This is a genomic window from Mucilaginibacter oryzae (assembly GCF_003148845.1).
Classification (GTDB): Bacteria; Bacteroidota; Bacteroidia; order Sphingobacteriales; family Sphingobacteriaceae; genus Mucilaginibacter; species Mucilaginibacter oryzae.
On sequence record NZ_QGHA01000001.1, the window covers coordinates 430,142 to 451,342 of the forward strand.

Genomic DNA, 21,201 nt, shown 5'->3' on the forward strand with positions numbered 1-21,201 from the left:
TTTATCAATTAAGGTCTGCATTTATTGGTGTTATTGTGCGGCCTGCTACCTGCTCGGCCACAATTTCGGATTGGCCGGGTTGTTTACCATCTTCATCATAAACCACCAACTGGTTTAATCCATTATTTAACCAGCACTCCGGAATGTAAAAACTTGAAACCGGGATTTTTTCGGGATAACGGCCGATGTTATGCCCGTTAATCCATACCGTACCATGGCCTAAACCTTTAGGATCAAAACGCCAGATGAGGGTTTTACCTTTTACCTGTGTCACTGTGAATGATGAACGATAAAAATGCGGACCGCCGGTTGAGTCTTTACTAACCATCATTTTTGTCCAGCCATTTTTTTTAGCCGGATTCCCCGGACCGCCTTTCATTTGCCAATTGCTTACAGTCTGCGCATCACCAATGGCATTGATTTTTACAGGTTGATCGATACCGCCTTCGTTCGAGTAATTTTCAATAAATAAAGTGAGGTTTATCGGCGCTTTCAACACGGCTGCGTCGGTTATCTCTACCTCAAAAGGCTGGTTCCAGCCTTCGTGATGAAAAACTTTTTTGCCGTTGATGAATATGGTGGCATTTTCATCAACACTTTTAAATAATAAGGCAAGTTTATCAGTACCAGCAGCCTGTGCCGGTATAGTGGTATGGAACCATGCGTAACCTTCGCGGGTGTTGAACACATCCGTACCTATTTTATACTTTTTAAATTTAACAGTATCAAATGCCGGTGGGCCCTGGCTAACATCACCTTTTTGTGCGGGTGTATAATACCAGTTACCTAATTCGCTGATAAACGGTCCGCCTTTTTTAATAAGTGCCTTACCGAAGATGCCTTTGCTGTCAACCTTATCAACCGGGCCAATATAGGCGGCCAGTTTATCCCGGCCATCATGCGCCGCGAATATGGCTAAGGTGTGTTTGCCTTTTTTCAGATTTAAAGTTAGTTCGCCGTTGTTTAACTTCCATTTCGCGGCGGGCTTACCATCAATAAATGCCTGCCCCCTGCCGCCGCCGTTTACCTGCAAGGTATATTTGCCGGTTTCGGCTATATCGACCTGCGCCCTGTACCAGGCATCGGGGCTGATATCGCCATCTGCACCCATCGGCTGTGGGCTAACAGATTTGAGCCAGTTAATAGCTTTATAATCTGAAGCGGCAAAACCGGTAGCATTTTTAACCATCCAGTTATTTAAAGCTATTGATGCCGGTTGCCTAAAGGGATCCTGCCAACCTGATTTTAACAAGGTTGATTTCTTTTCGGTGTAAAGCCAAACCGCGGTATCTTGTGTTGATAACAACGGGCTTTCCTTTTCGACCAACAACTGGTTATTATTTATTGTTGCATTGCCGATATAATCCGCGCCGGTTAAAATATAGTTCAGGTCATTTACTTCATTAATATATGTTTTATCAGTCCAATGCCTGTTCATGGCCAGAACCCGGATGCTTTGATCGCCGACCTTGAAGAGATATTCTACCGGTTTCAGGATGGCTGGCATTGTTTGGCTGATACTTACCGATAAGCCGTTAATTTTTACTGCCGGATTGGTGGTGGAAGCTGGGCTTTTAGCAGCGAAGTGCAGATCAATCATCTGCCCCTTTTCCGCATCGACAATAATAGTTGTGGTATTGCCTTGTTTGGTGATAGCGAATACTCTGGTTAATGCCCAATCGAGTGTAACCTCGTCGTTAAGTTTAAAATGATGGATGAGGGGGTAAATCTCACCGGGCAAAACAGTTAAGGCGTTGTTGCTATCGCCGATATTAACTGAGGCAGATATAGCCTTTTTACCGGGATTATCGATAAATACGATGTCTCCGGCCGGGCTTTTACGCGCCGTTATCTTTAACGTGGTATCGGTGATTAATTTATTATAAGATGAATCGGCAACGCTGTTTTCCAAAACGTCCTGAAAACTGCGGGCAAACAAAGCCGCGCGTTTAAAAGTGTAATAAATCGGCCGCAGATCACCGGCCTGTCCAATGGCTGAACCATAATCATAAGATGCGGCATCTTCGTCATTATTGGTATAGCCGAAGTTCGATCCGCCGTGCACCATGTAGTAGTTGTAACCGTTACCGCCATGGGCTATGATTTTCCAGGTACGGCGGTCGTACAGATCATCATCACCCGGTTTTGCGCCGTATTGTGAATACCATACGCTCCAAAACTCCGTAGAGAACCAGGGATTAGGACGTTTAGGGTCATCCAGTTTGCCATCACCGACAGGATCGCTGGCGTGGTGCAGACCGCTGAAAAAGTAAGGCACCTGGATCCCGACTTCAAGCGCCTTGGCTTGCAGATGTTTAAAATAACTGTCGGGCATCGCCGTTCCCCAGCCGTTGGGGTGTTCATTTTCCAGCTGCACCAATATTACCGGGCCACCTTTGTTAATCTGGTTATTGGTCACGATAGGTAACAGGTGATCAAAAAAGCGATCAACATATTTTTCAAACTGCGGGTTAGGTTCCCTTACTTTCAATCCCGGCTTAAATTTGAGCCAGATGGGGTAACCGCCAAAATCCCACTCGGCGCAGTAATACGGGCCTACCCGCACTATCGAGTACATGCCCAGGTCCTTCACCATTTTCAGGAAAGCGTTCAGGTCACGATCTCCGGTAAAATCAAATGTTCCCTCTGTTGGCTCGTGAAAATTCCAGATGGTATAGATTTCGATGCAGTTAAACCCGGCGCGTTTTATCTTTAATAGTCTATCGTACCAAAGCTCGCGCGGGATGCGGGCATATTCCACCCCTGCCGAAACAATGAATGTGCGCTTGCCGTTGACAAGGAAACCTTTACTATCAAAATCGATGTATGGTTTTGCTACCGCGGATGCAGGGAAGATATGATCGTTGGAGCCCTGGCCGTATAAGGTTGCAGAAATCGATAATAATAAGCCTGTTAAAAACAGGCGAAGGATTTTCTTCATAGCTATCTTAAATCCGTCATTATAAGGAACGAAGCAATCGCGAACTATACAGGGTGGACCTGCCTATGTGCGATTGCTTCGTTCCGCAATGACGTGGTTGTATATTTATTATCTAACAGCTTATTGTTTTAATAAGCCTGCTCAATAACGTCTTTATACTTCACAAACAAAGCCTTAGCCTGCTCAACCGGGTTACCTTTGGCAACATCGGTATAAGCATTGTCATGGCGGTTAACCCAGCTCCACTCCCAGTCTTTCACCTGCTTGTCAAAGGCTTTGTCGTCAAACGGAGTCCCGGTTGCTAATGCTTTGTTGAGTTGTGTAAAGTATAACTCCCAGCGTGGTTTGTAATAACCCTTTATTAAACCTGCCCATTGCCTGTTCGAGTATTCGCGCAGGCCGCTTTCTTTATCGCCCCAAAGGGTTACCAGGTCGCGGGCATTAAATTCGTACAAGTTCTTTTCTTTTTCGGTAATACCGTTGGCGCGGGCCTCGTTTATCCATTTACCCAGCAAAAAATCCTTGCGGGTAGCGAGCAGCGCGTCCAGATCATCCATCAGTTGTAAAAAGGCGGTGCTGTACTTTTTAAAATCCGACTTGTTGCCGCTTTGGTAAGCAGCGGCCATTTTTTGCTGCAGCAGGCTTGCATAGTTAGCCAATACCTGCCGGGTTACATCCACCAGGTCATATTGAAACCCGTCGCTTTGTTGCAGGCTATAAGTAGCAGAGACAAGCAATTCCCAGGCTTTATTCAGTTTTTTAGGATCATAGTCCAGGTGAGTTAAAACACGGTCTATTTTAGGTAACATGGTAGGCCTCGCCACAATGATAGATTCCGGTCCGCCTTCGGTAAGCCCGCCCGAATAAACCGAGTTTAACAGGATATGCCATGCTTCACCAGCCTTGGCGTTTACCTGCCCATACCTCCGTTTCGCGTAATCCTGGATCCAGGCATCGGCATCTATCGGGGTATCGCGCCAAACGTTTTCCAGCATCAGGGCGAAAAGCGCAGGATTTTGTTCAATACCTTCGGGCGTAATACCTATGCCCTGCATATTTTTTGATTCAGGATCATGCAGGGCTATGGCCGGGTCGGCGGCCACGTGGCGCATCCTGCCGAACAGACTAATATTGCCGCCAAAGTTTTGCAGCATACTCCAGATCCAGGGCTTGCCATAATAAGCTTCGGTACGGTTCCATACCGGATGGGCATCGCTGTACAGGTCAAGCACAATCATGTGTTCATCGGGTACGGCGTTCAACAAAGCTTTGATCTGTGGTTGCCCCCAGAATTTGCCGTTATAATGAAACATCCAGCCCTGCATTACCCAAACCGCTTTCGGATCGGCAGCTGCCATGGAGTTGAATACCTTTTTGCTCATGCCATCCAGGTAGGTAGAATCGTTGGTAGGCGGCACGTTTTCATTAAAAGTATCGGCCGAGTAAAGATGATCGGTACCAAACGCTTTAGTTTGGGCTTCGATATATTTTTTGCCGATGGTTTCAAACATTTCATCATCCGGGTCGAGGATAAACACATCCGGGAAACCGGCATCCCAGTTAGTACGCTTAACTTTGGCTTTCGGGAACCGATCCTTAAATGATGGCGGCACGTGACCGGTAAATGACGACAATACCGTTTTCATACCAAATGAACGCTCCCGCTCCAGGATCTTTTTCTGCAGTTCCCTATGCGAATCCTTCCAGTGCTGCGGCAGCGGACCGCCCCAGGCATCGATATTCCCCATCCAGAACCACGAAAAATAAGCCGGGCCGCTAAAAAAGGTGTCAAGTTCCTTATCGGTAAAACCCATGCTTTTGTATACATCCTGCCAAACAGCTTCCTCACCGGTAATAGCCAGCGGCATATTGATGCCGTTCAGCGCCATCCAGTCAATTTCCTTTTGCCAGCGTTCCCAATCCCACCAGGCCATGGTGTAGTTAAAAGTGCAATAGTTTAGGTAGTACCTGTACTGGTATGGCGTGTTTTTATGAATAAAACCCTGTACCGTTGGTAATGTGGCAGGCAGGTTTAGGTTGGTACCATTCCAGCCGATATCGGCATTGCAATAATTTTTGAGGTAGTAATTTAATGCCGAGGCAATGGAAAGGCCGTTGTTGCCTTTCAAAACGATCTTCCCATCGCGGCTGCCTAACTCAAAAACATCTTTGCCGTTTTCCTGCGGAATAGCTTCAACCACAAACGAAACCGAACGACCGGGAATAACCCTTTCAATAAAATCATGACTGGCCTGTTGGTTTACCTGGGCCCGGGCGCTTAAACCCAATGCAATAACAATAGCTGTAAGTATGCCTTTTTTCATCAATATCACCGATATAAACTAAGGGATGTAAAATTCAATAAAAATGCCGGTAACAGCGTATAATGGTTACCGGCATTTTATCATTATGGTTTATTTAAAGTTAGGGTTCTGCACCAAAACGCCTTTACTTTTGTCAATTTCCTGTTGTGGTAACGGGAAATAATAGTTTTTAGGGCGAACAAAGGTTATTGTTTTTGATTGATCGACAGGAGCTTTTGAAACCGGCAGGTTATAAATAGCCGCGATATCAACAATGTTCTTTTTATCCCAGCGCATTAGATCTTGATGGCGCTCGCCTTCGCCGGCAAGTTCCACACGGCGCTCATGAATCAGTTCCTTCATACCTGCGCCTGAAACCGGCTTAAGAGATGCTGATGCCCTGTGCCTGATCTGGTTGATCAACGCATCGCCTGCACCCGCACCTTGCGTACGGATCAAAGCTTCTGCAACTAACAGGTAAATATCTGCCGAACGTAATAATGGCACGGCAAAGGTATGATCAACACCGCCATCGTTTGTGCCGCTTGGCGGATTAAATACAGCGTATTTTCTAAACGCAAAGCCGGTAGCCGACAGATCGGCTGTAAACACGGTTTGGCGGGTGCTAACTAAACCTATATCAATAATATCCCCAACAGCTAATAGGGTAGCCTGTTTACGTGGATCGCCAGCCTCAAATTCATTGGCAAGTCCCTGTAACGGCTGGCTAAAACCATATCCGCCCCATGGCCTTGGAATGTAGTAAACCGTAAAATCGTTTTGTACTACGTTTTGTAAAGCCTGGATGGAGAAAAGCAATTCCGTGCTGTTTTCATTGGCGCGGGTGAAGTTATCGGCATAATTAGTCGCCAATGCATAGTGCGGATTTGAAATTACCTTTTGCCCTGTAGCAATTGCTTCCGGCAATTTTTCCCAGTACATATATAGTTTGGTTAACAAACCTAAAGCAGTGCCTTTGCTTACACGTCCACGATCTGATGGGCCATAGCTTTCAGGCAGCAAGTCAACAGCTTTCAGCAAATCGCTTTCTATTTGTTTTCTAACCTCTTCAATAGGCGATTTAGGTACGTTAAACAATTGTTTTGCGTAATCCTCGTCGGTAATGATCGGCACATCACCATGAATCAGCATAGATCGCCAGTAACCAAACGCCCTTAAAAAATAGGCCTCACCCAAGCTGCGGTTTTTGATATCGGCAGAAATGGCTGTGATTTTAGGTATATTGATGATACAGTTTGTTGAACGATTAATCTCTTCATACCTCCACTTGTAGGGATACCTGATGGCGGGGTTAGAGGCGTCGTAAGTTAAGTTTTCGATAGCTTCGTCTTCACCATGGTCGCCCGAGCGCCAGTAATCATCAGATGGGGTATCGAAGGTTGATTCGGCGTGACCGATGTAATCTTCTTCCTCTAAAAGGCTGTAAATCCCGCTCACCGCGTTGATAGCGTCTGTTTCGTTGCGGAAATAATTATCAGAGGTATAAACCCCTTGCTGCTTTAAATCGAGCGCTTTTTTACAACCGCTGTTAAATAAAGCCAGTGCTATCGCTATATATAATATGTTATTCGATTTCATGATTTTATAATTTAACTGTTACACCGAATGTAATTGTGCGTACCGAAGGATATTGTGCCACATCAACACCACGTTGCTTGTTGCCATCGGTATAACCTAACTCAGGTGTGTAACCTTTGTATTTAGTTATATAAAAAATGTTTTGGCCCGAAGCGTAGACTCTTACGCTTTTCAGCGCCGCCTTTTTTGACCATGCCAAAGGCAATGTATAACCAAGGGTAGCATTTTTTAAACTAACGTAGTTACCGCTTTCAACAAACAGATCGGATGTGCGGTAGTTATCGTTAGGCCTGTCTAACGATAATCTTGGTATGGTATTGTTCGTACCCGCACCTGTCCAGCGGCCTAAGCTTTCAGCATAAAGGTTAAACGGATAAGTTGGATCTATACCCTGCATCCTGTCGGCATTATATAAGCTTACACCAAACACACCGGTAACGTTGGCCGAGAAATCGAAGCCTTTGTAGGATAAGCTACCTTGTATGCCGGCTGTAACGTTAGGGTTTGGATCGCCAATGTAAGTGCGGTCGTTACCGTCAATTACACCGTCATTGTTAATATCCACGAAGCGTACATCACCCGGGCGGATGCTTCCTTTTCTCGAATCGTTTTTAAGTGCCGGATCATTGTCAATATCGGCTTGGGTTTGGTATAAACCATTGGTTTTCCAGCCAAAGAAAGAAGCGATAGGCAAGCCTTCATACGTACGGGAAATTTCCTGGTTTGAGCGGCCGTAATTTACCGAGTTGATGTAGGCTCCTGCACCATAAAGCTTGGTAACCTTATTTTTGATGAATGAAGCGTTGGCACCGATGGTATATTTCAACTTTTCGCCACCCTGGTAGTTAATGTCAACCTCGATACCGTGGTTATTCATGTTAGCTATGTTTTTATCAGGAATAGATACGCTGCCTACTGTAGAAACCTCTGACGATGGTACCAGCATTTTTTTGGTTTCCTTATTAAAATAAGTTAACGTGGTATTTAACCGGTTATTTAAAAATCCGGCTTCAAGACTAACGTTGGTCATCGCGCTGCGTTCCCAGGTAATTTCGGGATTGGCAATGCTAACAACAGCCGCGCCGCTTACACCCGATCCGCCGAATACATATCCGCCGTTTTCGTAAGTGCTGCCTATTTTAATCAGGCTCAGGTATTGATAAGGGTTAACATTCTGGTTACCCAATTCGCCGTAGCCGCCTGTTAATTTCAGGTTGCTGATCCAGGTTAGGTTTTTAATGAATTGTTCGTTAGATAATCTCCAACCCAATGAAAACGCCGGGAAATAACCCCATTGTTTGCCTGGCGCAAATTTAGATGATCCATCCGCACGGAAAGTAACTGTTGCTAAAAACCGGCTGTCGAAATCATAAAACAACCTGCCGAAACCCGACTGCAGCGATGATGGCTGAACAGGTAGACTTGAATTAAACTGGCTGTTACCCTGGCTAAGCACCCTTTGGGCAGGGTCGGTATCATCAAAACCAATTCGTTGCGCGTTAAAACCATAATCGTTAAAGTTTTGGTATGAATAACCACCTGTAAAAGTTATGTGGCTTTTACCAAATACCTTATCATAGGTAAGAAACGATTCGAGCAATTGTGAAGAAACCTCTTCTTCGGTTTGTGTTAAAGTTGAGGTAGTATTTTGCCTGGCCTGGTTAACATCGGCAATGCTAAAATTATAGCTGCGGATCAGTGTTCCGTCAAACGCGTAATTAACACGTAATTTCAAATCCTTGGTAAAAGAAATTTCGGCAAAGGCATTGGCCAGTGCACGGTACCTTTTGGTATACTTATCAGTTTCCTGTATGGTTGCATAAGGACTGTTGATATCACCCAACTGGTTGGCAAAAGCTTTTGATGTACCATACGTACCATCAGGATTTACCAGCGGGATAGCTGGATTAAAGCGCAGTGCCGAGAAAAGCAAGCCGGTTTGCGAGCTTCTGTTATCAAACCCGTTTTGGTTACCATAAGTTAACTGTATGTTTTCGCCCAGTTTTAACCACGATGATACCTTATGTTCTGAGTTAACACGGGTGCTGTAACGTTTAAAGTTAGCCTTATCAATAATACCATCCTCGTTATAAATAGATTGAGAAAAGTAATAGTTAGAAACATCGTTGCCACCCTGTATGCTTACGTCGCCATTAATTACGTGGCCTGTCCCCATAATGGCGCGTTGCCAGTCGGTACGTTGGATGGCATAATAATTATCGGTCCACGGGGCTTCTATTGCAACGCCATCGTTAGTATATCGTTCGCGTTTTAACTTGAACAAATCGGGCGCGGTAAGTACCTTAAGATATTTGGTAGTGTTTGAAAAGCCGTTGTAGAAATTAACCGATGTTGCAAGCTTTTGATTGTAAGTACCTTTTTTGGTTGTTACCAAAACTACACCGTTTGCAGCCCTTGTACCGTAGATGGCACTTGAGGATGCATCTTTCAAAATGTCAACCGAGGCAATATCATTGGGGTTGATATCGCTTAGCGCATCGGGGTTGCTGGTAGGTACACCGTCAATTACAATAAGCGGGTTAGCATCATTAACTGTACCCGTACCACGGATGCGGATACTTGGCGCTGCGCCAGGCGAACCATCATTACGTACAACACTTACACCTGCCGCACGGCCATCCAGGGCCTGGGCTGCCGAAGCTACAGGCAGATTTTGGATATCACCACCTTTAACACTTGCTACCGAACCGGTAACATCCACTTTTTTGGTAGTGCCATAACCAACTACAACCACTTCGGTTAAAGCAGATGGCAGAGCTGTTAGGGTTATGTTTAATGATTGCGCACCGTCGACAACCACAGTCTTCTTCTCGTAGCCTATGTAGCTGATCTCCAGTACGGCTTTATCAGCCACGTTCAGGTTAAAATTGCCATTAATATCCGTAGTGGTGCCCTGGTTTGTTCCCTGTACGCGGATGTTTACGCCAATCAGTGGCTCCCCCTTGGCGTCGGTAACTTTACCTTTTATAATAACAGGGTTGTTGCCGGCCTCGGGGGTTGAAATGATAACCACATGATCATCAGCTATTTTATAGGGGAGTTTATCGTCAATAAGCGAGTTCAGGATTTCGCTTACCGATGCGTCTTTTACATCAATATCAACCTTGCCCAGCCTTTTGATGGCCGAGTAATTGTAAAAGAAGCGATAATCGCTTTGTTTTTGAATTTTAGAGAGGATAGTACTTACCTCGGTTTGCTTCAGGCTAAGTGTAAACTTTTGCTGCGAGTAAACGCTTGCAGAAGCCTGCAGGCAGGTAGCCAATATCACAAAGAAAACTGCTTTCATTAGCAAGATAACTTTAAGGCATACGGGGGCACCCGGAGTGGCAAATGCCCTTCTTGTTTTTTTCATTACATTTGTTTTGAAAATTAATGGATAGAGTAAGCTCGGTTCCAACTCGCTTACTCACAATAATAAATCCCAGATTTTTGCGGGGAAGAGTTGCACCTCTTCCCTAATTTGTTAGCAGGATTTTCAGGAATCTGATAAGTAAATGTTTTTTCTCATCCGTTTTGTTTAAGTTAGTAATGTTAGTTTGTTATCGTTTTGTTTTATAAGCCAGGTAAACGGTATCGCCCCCGGTTTTAGTTCGCAAATCAACTATCTGCTTCAAATAATTCAGCGCTGTTTCAAGGCTTTCATTTTCAAGTACACCGCTGATTTGCTCTTTTTTTAGCTTCTCATCAGTAAATACCATATGTATATTGTATTTACGCGCTATTTGCAGGGCCACATCTTCAAAAGCGCTGTTGGCAAACATTATTTTATTCACCGTCCAGGCATTCTCAACATAAGTATCACCGGCAGTCACGGGCAGGGTTGATAACTCATACTTTACTTTGCCGGTTATTGCCGGTGTTTGCTGCTTACCTGTATATTGCCGGTTATTGATGGTTAGTTTTTCGTGGGGGGCGAGGATCAGTTTTTTATCGGGATCATCTTTCAGTTCAACCTGTACCTTGCCTTTTAACAGCGTAGTTTCGGTAGATTTATCGCCGCGATAGGCTTTCACATTAAACACGGTACCTAACACCCGTACTGTAAAACCTTCGGTATGCACTAAAAATGGTTTTTTGGCATTTTTGGTAACCTCAAAAAAGCCCTCCCCTTCCAGGGTAACTTCACGCTGCGAGCCCACAAAGGCCGATGGATAACTGAAGTGACTACCCGCGTTTAATTTTACAGTGGTACCGTCGGGCAGTGAAACCTGTGCCAGGCTGCCATAAGGCACATCAACCTTCTTTATAACAACAGCTTCTGTTTGGGCTTTAATGGCTATCTGTTTATAAAACCACAAGCCGCCTATAGCAAAAACGGCTATGGCTGCCGCCAGGCCTAACCATTTAAAGTTCCTGCCAATAGGTTTAACATTTACTTCCGGAGGCAAAGCGTCAACCTGCTCCTGATTTTTGATCTTCACCCATAAATCGCTAAGGCTGTTATTTATCGCGGTTTCTGATAAACCTTCCCGGTCATTTTTGAGCGTGCCGGTAAGCGCGTTGGTTAATGCTTCAAACTTTTTATTGGCCTGATGCTGGTCTAAAAAAAATTGTAATTCGGTTAGCTCGGCCTCGGTTGCCGAACCATCCATTTTTTTAGCCATCAGTTCAATAAACCTCGATTTTCCCATATAGTTCAGTGGTTCTGTAATAAGGACACATGAACGCAGGGATATTCCTAAAAGAAATTTAAAAAAAATTAAAAGAGTTTTGAAGCTATTTATAACTACTTTATAACACTTTCCAACCTCTTCAACGCGATTACCAACTGCGCGAAAACCGTTTTATGAGAGAGGTTAAGAATATCGGCTACTTCCCTGCACGATAAACCGTCTTGCTTAACCATTTTAAAAATGAGCTTGCAACGCGGCGGAAGGCTATCAACAGCGGCTAAGATATCCGACTGCAATTCTTTGCCGATGAGTAACTGGGCAGGATCAACCGAGAGGTGAAAATAATAAGCTTCTGCGATACTGGCTTCTTTAGATTGTTTCATCAAGGTGCCACGCAGGTAATTTAAACAGGCATTTTTTACCGTTACATACATGTAAACCTGCATATTGCGGATGCTATCCAATGATGAGCGGTTGAGCCATATCTTCAGGAACAGATCGTTAACTATTTCTTCGGCGGGTTCTTTATCGCCTAAAAACGAATATGCAAACTGGTACAGCTTGTTTACCTGCAGGCGGTAAAGCCGGTTAAACGCAGCCTCATCATCATCAAACCGGATAAGATGTACAAGCTCCTGTATATTCAACGTGTCAAGTCAATTAAAAACGGCTCCAATCTGCAAACCGAAACCAAAAGTAAATGTAAAGAAAAAATTACATGAATGGGGCTACAGTCATTGAAAGAGATGTAAACAAGTGTTATATCCCAATAATTATCGAACGTTACACAAACCGCCGTAACAAGCACTAACACCACTATTTAAGCTTCACCTTATACTCATTTATTATGCCTAACTTTGTTTAACATAATTTAACTATCATTCATTTGTTGTTTCGCGTTTGCTTCCTTTTATTTATAAGCGTAATGCTGGCTTCTTTTTTTCAAACTAAAACTCGCAGGCTGTTACTTACAGGCCTGTTTTTCTGCTTTTTACCGTCGATGCTTTCGGCGCAAAGTCTGTTTCTTCAAAAAATAGATTATTGCCAATCGGCCCAATTCTGCGTTGAGTGCGGCAATCCGCGCGCATACTGCGATCAGCTAACCCTTGATTTTGTGGCCGCGAGGATCAATCAGCGTTATATGCTGAGGGATGCACAGGGTTCGATAACCTTCCAGGTATATGTTGATGAAAAGGGCTTTGCCTGCGTGCTAAGTCATAACGACGCCACTAAAAGCCCGCTCACTGCCGAGCTGATCACGTACCTTAACGGCTGCCCATGGAAGCCCGCCCTTGTTGACGGTAAACCGGTGGCCTCATCGGTAAACGTTATTTTCCGTTTCATTAGTGGTGGCATATACGGGCAAATGGCACCGATGGACCTGAGCGAACAAGCCCCTCCCGGCGATCCCGTTATCTATAATAAAAACGCGTACGCAAATCTGTCGTTAAAAAACTACGAGTTTACTACCTGGACCAAATATAACTCGCCCCTGCCTGATAACATCAGCCAATCATGCGCTATCGATCAATCGGATATGTTGTGGTATGCTACCGCTAAAGGCATGACCCGTTTTGAGGGTACAACCTTTATCCCGGTTACTGAATACAATTCGCCATTTGCCTCGGATGCTGCCATTAAAGAGGTTTTGATTGATAAAGACAACAATAAATGGGTATATGCCAACAACCAGGTGTACCTTTACAATCAAAGCGGCTGGCAGCTGTTTGATTTTAAACAGTTTTTATCGCGCGGGGTTACACAGATCCTGAACAGCCGCAATGGCGAGCTGCTTTTTGCTACCCAAAACGGACTTGTAGTGAAGCGTAAGGATAAGGTAGTGGTAATTAACAAAAAATCGATGCCCGAACTGCCTTCAAGCAATGTGATTTTTGCTTATGTTGACAGGTATAAACGCCTCTGGATAGGTACATCAAAAGGAACTATCATGATTGATGGTACCATCATCACGTCCTACAACAATTTAAATACGCCATTAAAAAACACCTGTATTACCGGCGCTGTAGAAGATGAAGCCGGTAACGTGTATTTCTCGCTTCAGGATTGTAACCAGCCCGGCAGCGAAACAGATAAAGAAGGTATAGCCGTTATAACCTCGCGCGGAAAATGGCTGCATTATAACGATGCTAATTCGGGCATGCCTTCAAACAAGGTTAATTGCATGTTGTATGATAAGTTTGAGCATGTTTTGTGGCTCGGTACCGATCAATCCGGCCTGGTAAGGTTTAACCTGACGGATAGCTGGGAAAATTATCATAACAACAATTCGCCGCTTCCCGGCTTTAAAATTTACCAGTTGCTGCAAGACTCGAAAGGTACCGTTTATGCCACAACAGCCAATGGCCTGGTACGGGTGAAGAAAAAACAGGGGCATAAATACTAAATTAAGGTATGGTTCTGTAAATTTTTTCGGACTGAAAATCAAAATTTTAAAAAATAACTGTGTGTATTTTTTGTTAACACACTTTTAATTATGCGGGAATTTATATCTTTGCACCACCAAAAAATGATACACGATGTATCATTAACAAATGCGAAAGTAGCTCAGTTGGTAGAGCACGACCTTGCCAAGGTCGGGGTCGCGAGTTCGAATCTCGTCTTTCGCTCCAAAGTCTTCCTCTAAATGCGGGGAAGACTTTTTTGTTCCGGCGCTTACCGGCATGGCGGTGTCCACCACTTACAGCATTCCAAAAATTCTTTCAGATATCAACCGGTATCTTTAGCCGCCCCCGGGTTCTGTTAATGATAATATCATATTAAACTACAGCATTACTTATCTATCATTAAGCCATGCACCCGGGAAGATCAACTGCTATTCGGTAATATCACCCTAAATACCGGCACAGGAATGTAAGATCACCCTTGCCGTCGCCCCGAAAATTAACAATCCGCCGTTTTCGCTTACAAAATTGCGCACCGCAGGTAAGAGCTGCCTGCTTTTTTAACGGTAAAAACATGGGTGTTTTTACGGGTTGCTACCGTAGCTATTTATATCGAAATTTAACGGAAACTAAGGGCTATGAATTAAAGCTTGCCGCGTTTAGACAACCGAAATCAACATCAACATCTAAATACTTATCCATGACAGCTATCAAAAATCTAAAACTCGGCTTCGCTATGGGCGGCGGGGTTTCGTTAGGCACATTTTCGGGCGCGGCCCTTGCCGAGTCAATTAAACAGGCGGTATTACGCGCCGGCTATATTGACGGAGAGGGAAAATTCCAGCAATACAACGAAGTGATTATTGATGTATTTGCAGGGGCCAGCGCGGGTTCCATGTCCTTAGCTATTATGTTGCGGGGCCTTGCGCATCAAACCGACGAAGAAATTGCACGGGCTACCAACGATTTAAAAAACGACCATTCTTTCGATTTCAATTCATTATCTGCCGAAAAACAAAGGGCGCTGATAGTTGCCCAGGTGGTAAAAAACCTTGAAGCAGATATCTGGATCAACGAAATTAATATAGATAAACTGCTTGGTGTCGGGAACACCAGCCAGCAGGCCAACCTGGTTTACGAAGCAGGGATTTTACGCCGCGGTGCCCTCGAAGATATCGCCAACAAATATTTCGCGCTCGACGAAGCTTATGCCAGCAAATTTGAAAGGAAGTGCCTCCTGGCCGACGAAGTAATTTTTGGCAGTACTCTGGCAAACCTTACCTCTATTCAATATAACTGCGCCCCGAAACAGATAAAAGACCCGGTAAATTTTGCAGGGGCAGCAGATGCCTTCACCTCGTCGGAACATAAGGAACTGCGGGTTTTCCATCTATTTTTCAGCGAACAGAACAAGGAAGAAATTGATCAAAAACCGGAAGACTTCCCGGCTAAATGGGTACGGTACCATACCGGCGATAAACAAGCCGGGTATTTTGGCAACATTTGCGACAAAGGAGCCTGGGCGCGTATGGTGGCAACATCAATGGCCTGCGGCGCCTTCCCTTTCGCCTTTGAACCCGTAGTGCTTGAACGCTTTAAGTTTGAATACGGATCGGACTGGCCCGAGGAACTGAACGATAATGTTTGCAAGCTGGCCACAGGTTATACAGGCAACGGCGAGGGTTACATCCCGTCCTATCCGTTTACCTATATGGATGGCGGAACCTTTAATAACGAACCGGTACGGGAGGCTTTCAGAATGGCCGCCTATCTTGACGCCGGCGATGCATCGGACTTTGACCGCATTGTTGTTTTTGTTGACCCAAGCGTAGACAGCTCGGGCGTAGATTACCGGCTTCCGGTACACCAAACCTATGGTATTAACAAGCCGCGCGCGTTTTTGGGCGCTTTAGATGGCTACGACCTGGTGCACCGCTCAACACTCGACAGGCTGCTGGCGCACCTTGGTACCCTTGTATCAATGATAGTTGACGAAGGACGGGTTAATGAGAATGATAAAATTGCGTATGTATATGATCTGTTTGAAAATAAAATTAAGTACTATAATTTAATCAGCAACCTGATTGTTGGCGCCAACGTTAATGCAAGCGATATCGACGGTCTTCGCGATCAGCTTGACGATATATTGAGCAAACAAAAACTGAATGATATAGTACCGGTTGGTTCACTAACCGTCCGGAACGAATTGATAAGGGTGGTTAAGGAAAACCCGGCCAAATACGGGAGTCTGAAAGATAGTATTGATATTTTTATCAATGGTCAGGCAGGCGCAGTAGATCCATCGCTGTATAAATTACTGCTCGAAGCGCTTTATACCATTTTTATTGATCTGTTAATGGGCCTTTCGGGGAAAAGCAAAGCCGATAAAATTATAGCTATAGCGCCGATAAAAGATAATAACGGCGAGGCCGAAATTGTTACCTTGCCGGGCGATTATCTCGAAGCTTTTTCGGGATTTACATCAAAATACCCCAATATTTATGCTGCCGAAGTAGCTACCTATTCGGCGCAATGGCTAATGAACAAACTGGGCTTGTTTGATAAGAACTTCAAACTGCCGCCTTTTAAAGCATGGAACAAACAGGCTGAGTACGAAAAGGATTTCAGGCAAAAACTTTTGGATATTGATGAAAGGATAGACAGCCTGTTTAAAAACTCATCGGTAATTGATCTGTTTCCGGGCGCAGATCAGATCATTTTATCGGGGATCAGCAGCATGGTGAAAAAAAGCCTGTCGCGCATGGAACTGAAGGCAGATCCTTACTATACTTTTGTATTTACTATCGAAGTAAATGACAAAAAGTTCGAGATAGACGGCAGCGGCAATTTTGAAGATATAGCCCCGGTAAAAGCAGGCAGCAAACTGCTGCTGATAACCGAACTGAAATACTATTACAACCGCGACAGCATAGCCGCGCGCTGGGATGGTCACCATGCGCAAAACTCAACCATCGTGATTGACAAAGATGGCTTTCTGCTCGACCGCAAGTTTTGCCGTATTGATCTGCCCGGACATGACGCGGTAACACTCGCCAATATGATGCCCAATCCCAAATTCACCTATCGGTTATTAAAAGATGCAGACGCGGGCAAAACCCTTCCGGCTGCAGATTGGGTGATAGACCCCGGGGTTAATATTGTTGAAAGAACCTTATTGTAACTTAAAGATAAAGTCATTTTACACAAGGGCACTTAACTGCGGGGGAGAGTGCCCTTGTGTACCTGAAGGCAGCCACAGCGTATAAATACGCATTAAAAAACTAAGGTATTTATACGCATATACACATCGTAAACCATTAGTATTTTTAGCGCAAATTAAATAAACGGCTGCCCGATCAATTCACTGTAAACGGGATATCACTGGCAGCAATGAAGTATTATCTTTTGATTATTATCAGTAATTATTTTAATAATATAACTAACTTACCTACACATTAAACCGAATTATATCATGAAAAAAAACGACCCCCCAATTATCAAATTAATCTACTTAGGCCTCGTAGCCGGTTCATTGCTGCTTATGGGTTCCTGCAATCCGACCACCCACCCTACCCGTGAAAAATTTGCGCAGGTGAAATACACCAGGGAGCAGGTAAACCACTGGCTCGACTCGTCAAAAGTCGACAATTTTATTTTCCAGTTTTACACGCCCGATGTAGCTAATGCAGCTCATCCATTGCAACTGGTATCCTACGTAATCGATACCGCGGGCAACTACCTGAATGCCCTGCATCCCGACACACTGTCCATAGCCAAAGATACCACGGTAAACCTTTCGGGTCCAGCAGTTTTAGGCAACACTTATCTTACCAAAAAGGCTATTATTGCGGTAATAACTACAGACAACGGTAAACTACGCGATTATGATTACCTTACTTTTACGCCTAAAATAATGACCTCAAACAAGCACGTGGTATATGCTATTGGCCTGGTAAAAAATGGATCTCCGATTGATTACGGAGACGCGGATACGGGTAACGCCGCCATTGATTCAAACCCTTCGCCTCCGGCAAAATTACCGTAGTTTTTAATATTATTTTAGCGTGCTCGAAATCATAAAAAGTATAGCTGACTGGTCGGAGGTTTGGGCTTTGCTCATTCCTCTGGCCATTCTTATTTTAAAACGAAAACAACCGTTTTTCAGCAAGCCGGTAGTAATATATATATGGACAGCCCTTATCATTAATATTACTATTGATGTCGTGTGGAAATTAAAGCTTTCGTTGCCGAGGCCTTACAATACCAACAATTATCTTTATAACATACATTCGGTGATAAGGCTTTTGCTGTTCAGTTCGTTTTTCAATAGGTTAAATCAACCTTTTTTATCACGAACAAAAAAGATAGCACCCTTTGCCTTTCTGGCTTTTGTGCTTGTTAATTTTAGTTTTTATCAAAACTTTTTCGATTACGGGCATTTAAGCAGCCGCCTGCTGTCGTTCGAAGCGGTAATCATGATGTTTTACTGCATGCAATATTATATATTTAAAATAACCGAAGATGAAGAGCCCGGTAAAAAACAGCCCGATTTCTGGATAGTTACCGGCATTGGAATTTATTACACGGTAAACTTTTTTATCTTTTTGCTTTACAACCAATTAACTATTCGTCTTCATAATTTTGCCATAAGCCTGTGGAACATCCACAATTTCACATATACTATTTTATGTATATTTATAGCAAAAGGCCTTTATGAATCAGACGAATGAGGATATTAAACTCCTGCTTTTTATGGGAATAGCAGTTATGCTTTCATTATTTGCGAGCATACTGCTTATTTTCATTTTTTTTCAGCGCAAAAAATACCAGTATCATAAAAACATACAACAACTGCATCAAACCCAGCAAAACCAGTTAATTGAAGCCGCCGTACGAAGCGAAGAAACCGAACGCCACAGGATAGCAGAGGAACTGCACGATGAGGTAGGCGCCATTCTATCGGCGGCCAAGTTGCATTTTCAGGGAGTGACGATCAATGCCTCTGATAAAAATAACGTGCCCCGCTACCAGAAAGGGCAGGAATTACTTGACGGCGCAATTAAGCAGGTACGCGGCATATCGCACAACCTGCATTCGAGCATATTGAAAGAGTTTGGCTTAAATGAAGCGATAAGGCATTTTACCGAAAAAATTGCGCTGCATGATGTGATTAAGATCACCACACGGCTTGATAGCGCCTATGAACCTCAAAACGCAGAAAATGATATGAGCATTTACCGCATGGTGCAGGAGTTGATGAATAATATTATCAAGCACGCGGTACCCAAAAACATCCGTATTACCTCGAAATATCATAACAGCATGTTAAACATAAGCATTTTTCATGATGGCAAAGGTTTAGCCCATGAAGAGTACGAAGCTTTTAAATTTAATAAAAACGGAATGGGGCTTAAAGCCATCCAAACCCGGATAATTTTACTGAAAGGCGAATTAAAGTTTTCAAAAACAGACACGGGCTACCGCATTGACCTCAATATCCCCCAATAATTATCAAAACATTTACCTATCAATATTTAAGGCGATGAAACATATTAAAATAGCCATAGCCGATGACTACACTATATTTAGAGATGGCCTGAAAGTTGGCCTTGCTATTGACGATAATCTTGAAGTAATATTGGAAGCAGGCGACGGTGAAGACCTGGTTAAAGGCCTTGAAACGCACAAACCGGATGTAATTATTATGGATTTGAAAATGCCTGTGATGGACGGCATGGAAGCCACCAAACTGATCAAAAAAAAATACCCCGAGATAAAAATTGTAGTGGTAACCATGTATGATGATGAAAAATTTGTGATTCATCTGATGGAAATTGGCGCCAGCGGCTACCTCTTGAAAAACGCCGACGCCGATGAGATCAGGAAAGCCGTTTATTCGGTGTATGAAACGGGTTATTACTTTAACAACGTGGTTAGTAACGCGTTATTGAAAAAGCTGGTTATAAAGGGAAACATCAAACCATCATTTAAAGAAGGCGTTGAATTAACCGAACGTGAACAGGATGTTTTGAAATTAATCTGCGCCGAAAAGACAGCCGTTGAAATGGGGCAACAGCTTTTTCTCAGTCCCCGCTCGGTTGAAGGCATCAGGCAAAGGCTTATTGACAAAGTTGGCGTACGCAATACCGCGGGGCTGGTGATGTTTGCGGTAAAAAACGGAATTATATAAAAACTTAAAACGGCTTTTATTTAAGCTCACTTCTATAAGATGACCTTGAGCCCTGAACAAAACATACAAAGTGATAAAAAAAGCAAAATCACACACAAAATCAAAAATTTTATCTAAATACCGACAATAAAAACCATAAAATCAATTTACAATCAGCAAACAATCAACATTAAACAACAAATAGATGATTTAAACTTAAAAAATTTACAACAAATACAATATTCATTAATATTTTTACATCCTAAGTTGACATTTAGGGGTAATTTTAATGAAAAGAAACATCCAGTGCGATAATAACTCTTGTTTTTTGTGTAAAAACTGCATCAATGAATGGATTCCGGCAATTTCGGCCAATAAAAAAAACTTTGCAGTTAAAAAAGGTCAGGTTATTTTCAGTGAAGGAGATTTAGTAACAGGTATTTATTTTGTTTACGAGGGCAACGTAAAAGTGCATAAAAAATGGGGGGCAGATAAGGAGCTCATTATACGCTTTGCAAATAAAGGTGCCATTTTTGGGCACCGTGCATTAGGCACACACGCCACGCGCTACCCTATCTCGGCAACAGCGCTCGAAGCCGGGATTATTTGTTATGTAGATATGTCGTTTTTTGAAGCTACATTGAAAGTGAACCCGCAGTTCACGTATAAAATGATGCTTTTTTTTGCCGACGAACTACAGGAAGCCGAACGCAAAATGCGTAACCTGGCCCACATGCCGGTAAAAGGCCGTGTAGCACAAGCACTCATTTCCCTTAAAGAACAGTTCGGCACCAATCCCGAGGGCCATATCAACGTTGAACTTACCCGCCAGGACCTGGCCTCATACGCCGGCGCCACCTACGAAACTGTCTTCAGGGTGGTTAATGAACTGACACTGGAAAAACTCATTAACACCAATGGAAAGAAAATAAGTATTTTGAATTATGACGGCTTGCTGGGATTGACTTTAGATACAGATTTGTAAAGAAATATTAACCTCATCTTTCATATTTATTTAATAAAGCCTCCAGCAATTGATCTGAAATACGAAAATCCGGATACAATTGCCAAAACCTTTCACAGTGTAATTCAAATTTCAATAAGAAATAAAAAAAATTAAAACTACTTTCCATTAACTTTTTCCGTTTTTGGA

Annotated in this window: 13 protein-coding genes and 1 tRNA gene; 8 read left to right on the top strand and 6 right to left on the bottom strand. The window is 43.5% G+C overall.

What is annotated here, in order from left to right; all coding sequences use genetic code 11:
- Positions 1-4: 4 nt before the first annotated feature.
- The 6 genes from LX99_RS01800 to LX99_RS01825 all read right to left on the bottom strand — a co-directional run bounded on the left by LX99_RS01800 (position 5) and on the right by LX99_RS01825 (position 12,124).
- Positions 5-2,941 carry a beta-galactosidase gene (locus LX99_RS01800; RefSeq protein WP_109605869.1) on the bottom strand — a complete coding sequence of 979 codons (2,937 nt, stop codon included), beginning with the start codon at positions 2,939-2,941 and terminating at the stop codon, positions 5-7.
- A 128-nt stretch (positions 2,942-3,069) separates the two neighbouring features.
- Entirely contained in the window at positions 3,070-5,265 is a 2,196-nt protein-coding gene (locus LX99_RS01805) for an alpha-N-acetylglucosaminidase (protein WP_109605871.1), read from the bottom strand.
- Between the two features lie 90 nt (positions 5,266-5,355).
- Complete coding sequence (locus tag LX99_RS01810) at positions 5,356-6,843, bottom strand: RagB/SusD family nutrient uptake outer membrane protein (protein WP_109605873.1); 1,488 nt, start codon at positions 6,841-6,843, stop codon at positions 5,356-5,358.
- A gap of 4 nt (positions 6,844-6,847) precedes the next feature.
- A complete protein-coding gene (locus LX99_RS01815) occupies positions 6,848-10,150 on the bottom strand; it encodes a SusC/RagA family TonB-linked outer membrane protein (RefSeq protein WP_170122602.1) in 3,303 nt (1,100 codons plus the stop codon).
- A 253-nt stretch (positions 10,151-10,403) separates the two neighbouring features.
- On the bottom strand, positions 10,404-11,495 hold the full coding sequence (locus LX99_RS01820; RefSeq protein WP_109605877.1) for a FecR family protein: 1,092 nt from the start codon (positions 11,493-11,495) through the stop codon (positions 10,404-10,406).
- 95 nt (positions 11,496-11,590) lie between these two features.
- Positions 11,591-12,124, bottom strand: coding sequence for an RNA polymerase sigma-70 factor (locus LX99_RS01825; RefSeq protein ID WP_109605880.1), 534 nt, complete (start codon positions 12,122-12,124; stop codon positions 11,591-11,593).
- Positions 12,125-12,402: 278 nt separating this feature from the next.
- Here LX99_RS01825 and LX99_RS01830 point away from each other — a divergent pair, with 278 nt between their 5' ends.
- The 8 genes from LX99_RS01830 (at position 12,403) to LX99_RS01865 (ending at position 21,033) form a co-directional block, all read left to right on the top strand.
- The gene (locus LX99_RS01830) at positions 12,403-13,881 is read left to right on the top strand and encodes a ligand-binding sensor domain-containing protein (protein ID WP_109605882.1); all 1,479 of its coding nucleotides are present in this window, start codon (positions 12,403-12,405) and stop codon (positions 13,879-13,881) included.
- 150 nt (positions 13,882-14,031) lie between these two features.
- Positions 14,032-14,107 (top strand) — tRNA-Gly (locus LX99_RS01835).
- 472 nt (positions 14,108-14,579) lie between these two features.
- Positions 14,580-17,060 (top strand): patatin-like phospholipase family protein, encoded by a 2,481-nt coding sequence (locus LX99_RS01840; RefSeq protein ID WP_170122603.1) that lies wholly within the window; start codon positions 14,580-14,582, stop codon positions 17,058-17,060.
- A gap of 291 nt (positions 17,061-17,351) precedes the next feature.
- A complete protein-coding gene (locus LX99_RS01845; RefSeq protein WP_109605886.1) occupies positions 17,352-17,924 on the top strand; it encodes a hypothetical protein in 573 nt (190 codons plus the stop codon).
- Between the two features lie 19 nt (positions 17,925-17,943).
- The gene (locus tag LX99_RS01850) at positions 17,944-18,609 is read left to right on the top strand and encodes a hypothetical protein (protein WP_022830806.1); all 666 of its coding nucleotides are present in this window, start codon (positions 17,944-17,946) and stop codon (positions 18,607-18,609) included.
- Between the two features lie 22 nt (positions 18,610-18,631).
- Positions 18,632-19,387 carry a sensor histidine kinase gene (locus LX99_RS01855; protein ID WP_170122604.1) on the top strand — a complete coding sequence of 252 codons (756 nt, stop codon included), beginning with the start codon at positions 18,632-18,634 and terminating at the stop codon, positions 19,385-19,387.
- 34 nt (positions 19,388-19,421) lie between these two features.
- Positions 19,422-20,069, top strand: a complete 648-nt coding sequence (locus LX99_RS01860; RefSeq protein WP_022830804.1) for a response regulator transcription factor — start codon at positions 19,422-19,424, stop codon at positions 20,067-20,069.
- Between the two features lie 268 nt (positions 20,070-20,337).
- Positions 20,338-21,033, top strand: a complete 696-nt coding sequence (locus LX99_RS01865; RefSeq protein ID WP_022830803.1) for a Crp/Fnr family transcriptional regulator — start codon at positions 20,338-20,340, stop codon at positions 21,031-21,033.
- Positions 21,034-21,201: the final 168 nt, after the last annotated feature.